The 9,770-nt window shown below is 48.4% G+C and carries 15 protein-coding genes and 1 pseudogene; 14 read left to right on the forward strand and 2 right to left on the reverse strand.

The annotated features are described in order from the left end of the window. Nucleotides 1–248 precede the first annotated feature (248 nt). Entirely contained in the window at nucleotides 249–398 is a 150-nt protein-coding gene (locus H6F94_RS02770) for a hypothetical protein (protein ID WP_190800728.1), read from the reverse strand. 281 nt (nucleotides 399–679) lie between these two features. Here H6F94_RS02770 and H6F94_RS32790 point away from each other — a divergent pair, with 281 nt between their 5' ends. The 11 genes from H6F94_RS32790 to H6F94_RS33405 all read left to right on the forward strand — a co-directional run bounded on the left by H6F94_RS32790 (nucleotide 680) and on the right by H6F94_RS33405 (nucleotide 5,216). Next, nucleotides 680–805 carry a hypothetical protein gene (locus tag H6F94_RS32790; protein WP_277877967.1) on the forward strand — a complete coding sequence of 42 codons (126 nt, stop codon included), beginning with the start codon at nucleotides 680–682 and terminating at the stop codon, nucleotides 803–805. Continuing rightward, complete coding sequence (locus tag H6F94_RS32795; protein ID WP_277877968.1) at nucleotides 802–936, forward strand: hypothetical protein; 135 nt, start codon at nucleotides 802–804, stop codon at nucleotides 934–936. The genes H6F94_RS32790 and H6F94_RS32795 overlap by 4 nt, the downstream gene beginning before the upstream one ends. A 101-nt stretch (nucleotides 937–1,037) precedes the next feature. After that, a complete protein-coding gene (locus H6F94_RS02775) occupies nucleotides 1,038–1,736 on the forward strand; it encodes a hydrolase (protein WP_190800729.1) in 699 nt (232 codons plus the stop codon). Between the two features lie 242 nt (nucleotides 1,737–1,978). Then, complete coding sequence (locus H6F94_RS02780) at nucleotides 1,979–2,596, forward strand: FMN-dependent NADH-azoreductase (protein ID WP_190800730.1); 618 nt, start codon at nucleotides 1,979–1,981, stop codon at nucleotides 2,594–2,596. A 45-nt stretch (nucleotides 2,597–2,641) separates the two neighbouring features. Next, the gene (locus H6F94_RS32010) at nucleotides 2,642–2,830 is read left to right on the forward strand and encodes a putative antibiotic biosynthesis monooxygenase (RefSeq protein WP_242040955.1); all 189 of its coding nucleotides are present in this window, start codon (nucleotides 2,642–2,644) and stop codon (nucleotides 2,828–2,830) included. A 4-nt stretch (nucleotides 2,831–2,834) separates the two neighbouring features. Further along, nucleotides 2,835–2,978, forward strand: coding sequence for a putative antibiotic biosynthesis monooxygenase (locus H6F94_RS32015; RefSeq protein WP_242040956.1), 144 nt, complete (start codon nucleotides 2,835–2,837; stop codon nucleotides 2,976–2,978). Next, a complete protein-coding gene (locus tag H6F94_RS32020) occupies nucleotides 2,975–3,193 on the forward strand; it encodes a putative antibiotic biosynthesis monooxygenase (protein WP_242040957.1) in 219 nt (72 codons plus the stop codon). The genes H6F94_RS32015 and H6F94_RS32020 overlap by 4 nt, the downstream gene beginning before the upstream one ends. A 36-nt stretch (nucleotides 3,194–3,229) precedes the next feature. Next, nucleotides 3,230–3,505, forward strand: a complete 276-nt coding sequence (locus H6F94_RS02790) for a UBP-type zinc finger domain-containing protein (RefSeq protein WP_190800731.1) — start codon at nucleotides 3,230–3,232, stop codon at nucleotides 3,503–3,505. Between the two features lie 30 nt (nucleotides 3,506–3,535). Beyond that, nucleotides 3,536–4,489 (forward strand): DUF5996 family protein, encoded by a 954-nt coding sequence (locus H6F94_RS02795; RefSeq protein ID WP_190800732.1) that lies wholly within the window; start codon nucleotides 3,536–3,538, stop codon nucleotides 4,487–4,489. Between the two features lie 99 nt (nucleotides 4,490–4,588). After that, nucleotides 4,589–4,915 carry an alpha/beta fold hydrolase gene (locus tag H6F94_RS02800; RefSeq protein WP_199320164.1) on the forward strand — a complete coding sequence of 109 codons (327 nt, stop codon included), beginning with the start codon at nucleotides 4,589–4,591 and terminating at the stop codon, nucleotides 4,913–4,915. Nucleotides 4,916–4,937: 22 nt separating this feature from the next. Continuing rightward, complete coding sequence (locus tag H6F94_RS33405) at nucleotides 4,938–5,216, forward strand: WD40 repeat domain-containing protein (protein WP_396426409.1); 279 nt, start codon at nucleotides 4,938–4,940, stop codon at nucleotides 5,214–5,216. Nucleotides 5,217–5,535: 319 nt separating this feature from the next. Here the strand turns inward: H6F94_RS33405 and H6F94_RS02810 are convergent. Continuing rightward, nucleotides 5,536–5,650: pseudogene (locus H6F94_RS02810) on the reverse strand (IS630 family transposase); the annotation flags it as partial. A 168-nt stretch (nucleotides 5,651–5,818) separates the two neighbouring features. On the opposite strand from H6F94_RS02810, the gene H6F94_RS02815 reads away from it, so the two are divergent. The 3 genes from H6F94_RS02815 to H6F94_RS02825 form a co-directional block, all read left to right on the forward strand. Further along, nucleotides 5,819–6,133: a hypothetical protein gene (locus tag H6F94_RS02815; protein WP_190800733.1), complete on the forward strand. Its 315-nt coding sequence runs from the start codon at nucleotides 5,819–5,821 to the stop codon at nucleotides 6,131–6,133. A 536-nt stretch (nucleotides 6,134–6,669) separates the two neighbouring features. Then, nucleotides 6,670–7,818 carry a helix-turn-helix domain-containing protein gene (locus H6F94_RS02820; RefSeq protein ID WP_190800734.1) on the forward strand — a complete coding sequence of 383 codons (1,149 nt, stop codon included), beginning with the start codon at nucleotides 6,670–6,672 and terminating at the stop codon, nucleotides 7,816–7,818. Nucleotides 7,819–9,470: 1,652 nt separating this feature from the next. After that, the coding region (locus H6F94_RS02825) for a hypothetical protein (RefSeq protein WP_190800735.1) at nucleotides 9,471–9,770 on the forward strand (300 nt) is incomplete at its 3' end.

Consider the following 9,770-nt stretch of genomic DNA (forward strand, 5'->3'; position numbering starts at 1 on the left):
AGAGGGATAATCCTGCTTGAGAACTTTAGCAATCACTGCACAGTTATCTTGCTCTCTAATGCCTCGATACACCAAAGAAGCTAAGCTCTCATAGATTTTGCTGTGGATAGTAACTCCAGGCAGGGTAATCATTGAATGCTCTCCCGATGAAGGACTGTCATCTGTTTCCCAAAGTATATCGCTTGCCAAATTCCAGAATATAAAGCTCCTTGTGTAGATCTTCATATCTTGACTTGTAATTGCTCAACTCAGTAGCCAATCAGACTGGTGTGAGGCAAGGGCAGGGGAAATTGCCTGGAAGGCAGAGATACATTCAAGATCTCCCACAGGCTGCCTCGGAATCGAGAGCCGTATTGCTGAAGCGTTGAGGCAGCCAGGGTCTGTCGTCGTCGGTTCACGGCAATAGCTCATAGTGACAACCGCTTCATCCGGGGGGCAAACAGGTCGTCGCCCGCATCAAAGGTGTGGGACATCGCTACCGGATTTTGCATTCAGACATTGATGGTCGATCGGTTGTACGAATGTACTTTCGATCAAATTCGGATTCTAACTTAAGTTAGAGCCAGCCTTCTACTCCGCGATGGCATGGTTACTCTATCAATTTGCACTGTAAAAAATTTAACTTGCTATAGGCGACAGCTTCAAGGCGACCCCCTATATTGAATTTGTGCAAACAGTCATGCAAATGGATCGAGCAAGTAAATTGCACGGTTCCATGTTTGAAGGCATGAATATTCAAGGTGCAACTGAATTAACGCACACTCAAGCAGCAATATTGAAAGCATTAGGAGCGATCGCACAGTGAAGCGAATGCCCTTTGGCACGCGACGCGAACGCCTTAACTCTGTGCTTAACTCGCGGATCTTAAGTGCTGAAATTTGGAGTTGTCTTGCAGATTCAGTTCATGGCGTGATCGCTCACGTCATCAACCCTTGAGGGTAAACAGACGTTTCACTTAAAAGCACAAGCAGAGATGTTTAGCTTTTGATTTCATTCTGCAATTCCTCATTCACTAATCGCTCAAATAGGAGAGTTCAATGTCTAAAAATCAAAAAACTGGTCTAGAAGGACTGCTTCGTCCAGAAGATAGCATCCTGGTACTGATTGACCACCAGCCCTATCAGTTCACCAACTTGAACAGCCATGAACCTACGATGATCATTAACAATGTTATTGGTCTTGCCAAATCGGCAAAGGTGTTCAACGTACCCACAATCCTTACCAATGTCATGGAAGAAAGAGGGGGTCATATCATTAAGGGACTACAGGATGTTTTTCCTGATCAAAAACCGATCAACCGCACTTCCATCAATACCTGGGAAGATTCAAACGTTACAGATGTAGTGAAGGAAAGTGGTCGCAAGCAACTTATACTTGCTGCGCTTTGGACCGAGGTCTGTCTCGCAATGCCAGCAATCCAGGCGCTGGGTGAAGGTTATGAAGTATTCATCGTTACCGATGCCTCAGGCGGTGTTACTGCGGAAGCTCATGACATGGCGGTTCGCCGTATGGTTCAGGCTGGTGCAGTTCCAATCAACTGGATGGCTGTACTTGCTGAATGGCAACGTGACTGGGCACGCACAGAAACAGCTGCGGGTGTATCAGAGATTCTTCTTGAGCATGGCGGTGCTAGTGCAGTGGCCCTTGCATGGGAACTTCAGCTCCTTGCAACAACCCCTCCAGCGGACGGCAAACCTGTCCAGGTCAGCAATTCCTCCATTGGTCAATTGGTTTAGCGTTGTGGGTGAATTGCACCGTGATTGGCGTAACGATATTGAATGGCTAGGTAATCTCCTGCCAATCGCGAACGCCTCACGACTCGTGTGTAACTAAGTGAATGTTGTCATTGCTCAGTGATCCAGTTCATTTGCGGCATTGCAGCAGCACTGGATGATTTCGTGCATAAAATAGGGGCGATCGCCAGCGGTTGCTCATTCGTCTCCGCTACATTCTTCATTCACAATCTGAGTTTTATCCTATGACCCACATTCTCCATTTAGATGCGAGTCCGCGTGGCGATCGCTCCATCTCCCGCACGCTTTCTAAAGAGTTCATTAACCAGTGGAAAACTACTCATCCCAACGACACCATCACTTACCGTGATATTGGGCATGACCCTGTTCCCTTTGTGAGCGAAGACTGGATCGCGGCTGCATTTACTCCATCCGATCAACACACACCTGAGTTAGCCATTGCAATTCAAATTTCCGACGAATTGATCGACGAGTTTTTATCAGCCGATCGCTACGTTTTCAGTATCCCCATGTATAACTTCAGCATTCCTGCCAACTTCAAAGCTTATCTTGACCAGATTGTGCGAGCGGGACGTACATTCTCCGTTGATGAAACAGGTTACAAGGGACTGGTTCACAACAAGAAAATGACGATCATTATGGCTCAAGGCGGAGCCTATCCCGAAGGTAGCCCTACTCACGCCTATGATCTACAAACACCCTACTTGCGACTCATTTTTGGGTTTATTGGTATCACGGATATTGAGTTCGTCTATGCCGATAGCCTTAATCTTGGGGATGAAGCCCGGAATCTGGCGATCGCTAATGCCCAATCTGCTTTAAAGGCAGCGATCGCGCATTAATTATCATCACTTTTTGGGTAGCTAAAGTTTTTGAGGTCATGTGTGATGCTAGATCCATTGGTTGTGGGTACCGATGAAGCCACCCATCAGGTAACCGCCATTATTTCTCACCTCATTCGAACTGGGCGTGAGCAGGGATATGAGGAGTGGTTGCACGGGATTGCGACGGCTGCTCATCAATTTCAGGGACATCTAGGGGTCAATGTGATTCGCCCCTGTAACCCCGCATCCTGAGTATGTGGCAATCGTCAGATTTGATCATTACAACAACCTCAAAACTTGGCTGGAATCCAGTGTGCGGCAGGAATGGTTGGAGCGGTTGCAACCCTTGATTGAAAAGCCTGAAACCATTCAAACCCTGACGGGTCTGACAAACCCATGAAGGCTCCACCTCCGCGCTACAAAATGGCGATCGTGACATGGCTGGGAGTGTTTTTTACGATATCTATTCTCAATCGTTTGCTAGTACCGCTCCTAGCGAAGCTTCCGGTATTGCTCAGAACGTTGTTGATTACAGGTCTAACGGTTGCCCTGCTCACCTACGTGATTATGCCGCGCCTCACTCAACTCTTTTGCAAATGGCTGTATCCCATTTGAGCAAGTACATATCTTGCACATTCACAGGAATCTTCCATGTCTTGTCAACACCTGAACGAACTGACGCTAGAGAATATGATTTCAAAAGCCAATTACCCAGTATTCCGCTGTGAGGAATGCCTGCGAGTTGGCGATCGCTGGGTACATTTAAGAATTTGTCAGACCTGCGGCAAAATGTTGTGCTGCGACTCATCTAACAATCAGCACGCACGCCGTCATTATGAAGAAAGCGGACGCGCGGTGATTAGTTCAGCCGAATTGGGAGAACAATGGCTGTGGTGTTTTGCCGATGAACAACAGAAGAACTATTGATCACGCACCCCTTCTACTCGCGAGGAAACCATGATGTCAAATCAGCCTACTCTGCCCTCAACGGATATTTGGCCGAGTTTACCCCTGGACGCATGGCAAGAGACCTATACCACCTTGCACATGTGGACGCAAATCATCGGCAAAATCCGATTTGTCCAAACTCCGTGGATTAATCATTCCTGGCATATTCCCCTATATTTAACCGTTCGGGGACTGACTACTTCCACGATTCCCTATGGAAGTCGCATCTTTCAAATCGACTTTGATTTCATTGATCATGAGCTGCTGATTCAAACAAGCGAAGGGGCAAGACGGGCGATCGCACTCTACCCTCGCTCTGTTGCTGATTTTTATCAAACTGTGATGGAAACTCTGAGAGAATTAGACCTTCACATCACAATTAACACCAAACCGAATGAAGTCCCTGACCCAATTCGATTTGAGCAGGATGAAACCCATGCTGCTTATGATGCGGATTATGCCAATCGATGCTGGCGAGTGCTGCTACAGTCCGATCGCGTCTTTCGAGAATTTCGTTCACATTTTTCCGGCAAGGTTAGTCCGGTTCATTTTTTCTGGGGGAGTTTTGATTTAGTAGTGACTCGCTTTTCGGGGCGATCGGCTCCTGAGCATCCGGGAGGGGTGCCAAATCTACCGGATGCAGTGGCGCAGGAAGCCTATTCCCAGGAAGTCAGTAGCGCCGGATTTTGGCCCGGAGCCGGATTATCGTACCCAGCGTTTTATTCCTATGCGTACCCAGAACCCGATGGGTTTAAGCAGGCTGAGGTTCGTCCTGATGCTGCATTTTACAGTAAAGAGTTGGGTGAATTTATTTTGCCCTATGACGCTGTCCGCGAGGCAGAATCACCGGATCAGATGTTGTTAGAGTTCTTGCAAAGCACCTACGAAGCTGCCGCCAGGTTAGGCAGCTGGAATCAAAAGGAACTTCAGCAGTTGACGTTTAAGTCGCAACTGCATTCCTAAATTGGCGTTTAACTGGCAGATCTTAAGTGGTGAGATGTAGGACAGTTTCGCAGGCTGGTTTATTGGACGCTTAACCCTTGAGCGTGAAGGACAATTCCGATGAACCTAAGCGATGCCAATTATGTCGCCAGCGTTCTCCAGGATATTGAAGGTTCCATTGTGCTCGTAGGTCACTCCTACGGGGGTGCAGTGGTTACGAATGCGGTCAAGGACAACGAAAACGTGAAGGCGTTGGTTTACATTGCGGCTTTTGCTCCTGATGCGGGCGAAACCGCTGTTGAACTCTCAGGACGTTATCCAGGCAGCACACTTGGTCCGACCCTCGCGCCCCCCGTTGACCTGCCGGATGGTGGCAAAGACCTCTACATCCAACAGCTAGGAGCACCACAAACTCAAGGGACATCAGCTCAGTGTCAACAGGGCTAGCTTCAGTCCCGCTAGTCAATCCATTGTCACCGCTTCTCATGACGTCACTGCCCGCCTCTGGGACCGCTCTGGCAAGCAACTCGCTGAGCTTAAGGGGCATTGGAACGAGGTCAACAGTGCCAGCTTCAGTCCTGATGGCCAGGCTATCATCACCGCTTCTCATGACGTCACCGCCCGGGTGTGGCCTTTTAACAGCTTCGATAAACTGCTAGGGCAAGGCTGCAAACGGATTGAAGGTCACTTGAGTCCCAATCCCAAAGAGTTAGTAACACTAGAAGTTTGCAAAAAGCAGACTAATTGAAGGCTTTGCTACTCATCCTCGCAAAGCAAGAACTGGAGAGCTTACACAACCAGTAGCTAGATCAGAACTTATAGCAGGCTGGCTTAGGAGGAGCCTTCGCACTCTCATATTGGAAAGGCCCAACACTTAGGCGGGAAGCATTAGGGGGTCAATTATAGCGATTCTCAGGTGAGTGCAGTACAGCTTGAGGTACCAGGAGCGACCTGGTAACAGCAATGGTTAAACCAACCGATTATGTCTTTAACCGTAACTGAGTTGAATGCTTCTGTCATTGCTTGATCCAGGTCTTTACGACTGCGAGCCACTTCAGACCATAAAAACTCTTTCACTTTCGACTCACGATTCTCAATCGGATTAAAGTCAGGTGAATAGGGAAGCAAGCATAACAGCTTTGCACCTGCTGCTTCGATCGCTGCTCGGATGCCTGCAGTTTGTGAGAGCTATAATTGACCATTAAGAAAACTTCTGGGTTGGCTACATAAGAGAGGCACTCAACAGATGCCTCTCTCCTTCAAAAATTTCTGCTCACAACTCTAAAACTCAGTAGGTATTGACCTATACAGCTGATTAGGACATCCTAAGTCTGTATACAGACTCCGCCAATGACTAGTCAAACTCCTGAAAATGGCCACCCTTACCCGGAGCAGCCTGAAGGCCTGCTGGAGATCCTGCAACGCCTAGACCGAAATCTTGAAGTACTGACTGACCTGACAGGCCGCCTTGCAGAGGAGCAAACAGCAACTCGAATTGAGGTTCAAGGGCTGCACGAGAGCGCTGAGCAAAGGTATGCCGCTCTCGATCAGCGCATTGCCGCGGTACAGGCTACTACTGAGCAACAGGCCCAAGTTGCAGCACAGCAGGCTGAAAGCATCAATCGACTCATTACTTTGTTGGAGCCTCGGAGGGGACGGAATTAAAGTTCAATCTCCTTCCTGAGACAATTCCTTAATCTTGACAAGTTATGGTGAGCCGAGACCGCACTCAAGCTATCCGAAACCTAGCGTTCTCCCATTTAGCATCAGAAGTGCACCACAGACTGAGTAAACGGCCTCCTCAACATGAGGCTGTTTTACCGGTATTACCTGAGGAAATGGCCAACCAATTAGCTAATAAGATTAAAGTCCCAAGAGGTTTTTGGAAGGAGCAAAATCAGCAACTCCAAAAGGATCTAGAAGCCTGGCTCCATGAAGGAAAAGAGCCTGAGTTTCTACCTGGCATTCTAGCAATCAAACCAGACCCCAATCTGCCAGATGAAGTTTCTTGGAAAGAATCTTATTTAATAAGCTTGTATGGTTTTAATTCTGCTCACTTATTGATCCAAAACGGCAGTATTAACCTAGATCCAAGACATCTAGACACTCTCTTGAATTCTGAGCTAGGTTTTCCTGATCCAGGAGTACAACCACATTTATTCCAGAGTGAGAATACCGCAGCAATTCCAACTGTAGCTCCGATGGCAAGTAGCACACAAGCTCTGATTCGACCTGACCTCTGGCAGCAGGATTCCAGCGGTAGCGTCTCATTTCGCAAAGACTTTAGCAAAGACCGATACATTGAGCACTTTATCACTTCAACAGTTCCGGAAAGCAAAAACCTAGTCCTGTTTACTGAAAAAGCAGCTTGGAATATCATTTGGAAGCTTGGGGAAGAGGGGCTTGATACCGCCAAACTGCACTTGATGTTTGCCGCTCATGCCTTCAAGCAAGAAAAGCCTTGGGAAACTGAATTTAAGCTTGCTGGTTCAGATCTCATTAAAGAGTTAGGTTGGGACAATCGTAAGGACTTGAGTAAGACGGCAAAACTCAAGAAAGTAGCCCACCATGCTTGGCTATTAGGAAGCCTTGCAGTCAAAATCACCTGGAGCGAAGGCAAACGTGATAGTGGGGTTGATTATTCGAGGATGTGGAATATCCCCCTGATCACAGAGTTAGGTCAGCCTAACCTTCAAGGACTTATCGAGACGCCGCAGGAAGTAATTATTACTGTCAAACCTGGAGCGTGGATAGAGCGCTTTCTGGGTCAGGAGGAACTGTACCAGTTCGGCTGGCTTTCGCAGCAGCTCCTACGCATTGACTCCCATAACGGGGAGTTAGCGCTGCGTATGGCCATGCACCTGACGACAGACAGCCGAACTTATCTCAGCGGACAGTATCAGATCCGCTCTCTGCTTGAAGACGTTTTGCCCAAAGAGGTTTTGGAGAAAGCTCGCAGTGACCGTCGCAGATCCTACGAAATCCGGCAACGGCTCTACAACGCTATTACCCAACTGAAGCAGCTTGGCTGGCAGATAGAGGGATTTGAGAAGAAGTCCAAACTGGATGAGCTATTAGACACCCGCATCACTATCAAGCTTCCGACACCCATCCCACGATTAATTGCTAATCAGACCGAATCGAAGCCTCGCAGACTTCCGCCTGCCTCAGCTGCTGTTGCTCTAACCGGCAACCGAGTCAAAGAAGCCCGTAAAGCCAGAGGCTGGAGCCAGGCAAAACTAGCAAATTTTCTTGGGGTCTCTCAATACCTTGTCTCAATGATCGAGCGAGACGAACGCTCAATTACCCCGGATACTGAAAGCAAACTGAGGCAGGTGTTGCTTGATTGAGCCTGCCTTAAAACACAAGCTCCCGACGGTGTTGACATGACTCAAGGCGCGAGGAGGCCCAAGGTGTCAGCTCCATCGGGAGCGCCTGTTTTAGTGTTTTCATGACCCACTAGCGTGCAGAGAATCCTAGCCTCAAGGGCGGAGACAAACCTCCTGCCGCTTCTGAAACATCGTTGGGGCCAAGCAGATGGACCATGCAGATGGTTAGAGACTAAATGTCAGGACCGTCGGGAGCAGGTTATGACAGTCCTAGCACAGGCAGCAATACTACAGCGAGTCACGGGGCTCCCGCCATAACCAATAATGCAACCTCAAGCGCGTTGGTGGAAATCCTCCACACTTCAAGACGGCCAGTCTGCACACCTAAAACCTTGCTTCTACCTAGGCAGAGGTCAGAAGCAAGATTAAAACAGAAATTCCGGCGGCTCTGACAACCTCCTATCCATCCGCCATATCTCTCTCGGGTATGCCGAGTCAGGAAGGCATGTTTTAGCGCTGTCTAGCTCTGGGCAGCAGCCTGAAGATAAAAGCTCTCAACCCAAATAAAAACCCCGCCGCAACCGACAGAGGCAACTTCACCCGGCTCTTTCTGGACTGTCAGAAGCGTCGGGAAAGCCTGTTTTAACCAGAGTTTGCTCTAGAGAGAATCCTGACGGCACGGATCTCCAATCTAGATGAAAGCTCCCGCTGGTTCTGATGACCATAACCCCGTTTGTCCTTCTGGACTTGTCAGAACCGTCGGGTAAATGTGTTTTAACCAGGAGTTGCTCGCTTGGGCAGCTTGAAGGTCAGGTTTTCAATCCAAATGAAAACTTCTCTGCTGTTCTGGCAAGTTAGGGCAGACTGCCGTCCTTCTGAATCGTGTCCAGCCCACTGACGATGTTTCAAGCTAGCAGCATTTTTGGAGTCATCTCAACTTAAAATTTTGATTTTAAAACAAAATCCCCGACGGCTCTGACACTATTTTCTATAGCTTGAAACCTAAAACAGAAACACCCGTCGGTTCAGACTCTCTTCTCTTAGGTGGCAGAGCTTAAAACAAAAAACCCCGACGGCTCTGACGCCTTTTAAAAAGGTACAACGCCGCCAGGGCGGCTATTACAGCTCCAGGCATAGCGTCAGAACCGTCGGGTGTGCCTAAAAATTTTGTTTAAAACAAAAAAAAGTCAGAAATGGCTCCAGGCGCGGAGGCTACAAGCGTTTTAGCGCCATTATGAAAACCCCCGACGGCTCTGACAAAATCTGCAGTGACTCTGGAATTTCTTAAAGGGATACTCCTGAAAGGGTGATTCCTAGGGGCTTTTCTCAAATTAAAACAAACAAATTTCACTGTTGAGTTGCTCTTATTTCTAATTGATCCAAATTCGAATTTCTGTGATTCCATGCTTATAAGCAAAGGCAAGTTGTGTTTAGAGAGGATTAAGGTTCTCCGATAAAAAATCACTTTTTCAGATCTCAAGAGGTTGGGCCTAACGGTAACTAACCATAGGCTTTTCATCTTTAACCAGTTGCTCTCCTACAGCTATGCCCTTTCAAACCAACCAAAGTCACGTGATGTTATACACGCTACGCTTACGACGTCCGGGAGAGCTTAATAAAACAGGCTTGTACAACCCTGCTGTTCCTGTTGCTAAGCCACAGGAGTGGAGCTGGTGACAGGCGTTTTCTGCGAGACCGAAAGCGGATTTCAAAGTTTTGACATCCGTAGACACCTAGAAGCTCTAGAGAACCTCAAGGTACGAGGGCGCTCCTGGCAAGCGACCTGTCCCGTCTGTGGCGGCAACTCCCTCAAAGGCTCTACTACCAGCGGCAAGTACAAGTGCTGGAGCGGAGATTGCGCAAGCCGGGATATCCGGGAACGTATCGCCCCCCGCCACAGGGAGCCGTCCTGGCAGGACCAGCTCGACCGCGAACGCCAGCGCCGAGAACGAGAGCAACGGGCTGCTGAAGCT

This window comes from Leptolyngbya sp. FACHB-261 (assembly GCF_014696065.1).
Lineage (GTDB): Bacteria > Cyanobacteriota > Cyanobacteriia > FACHB-261 > FACHB-261 > FACHB-261.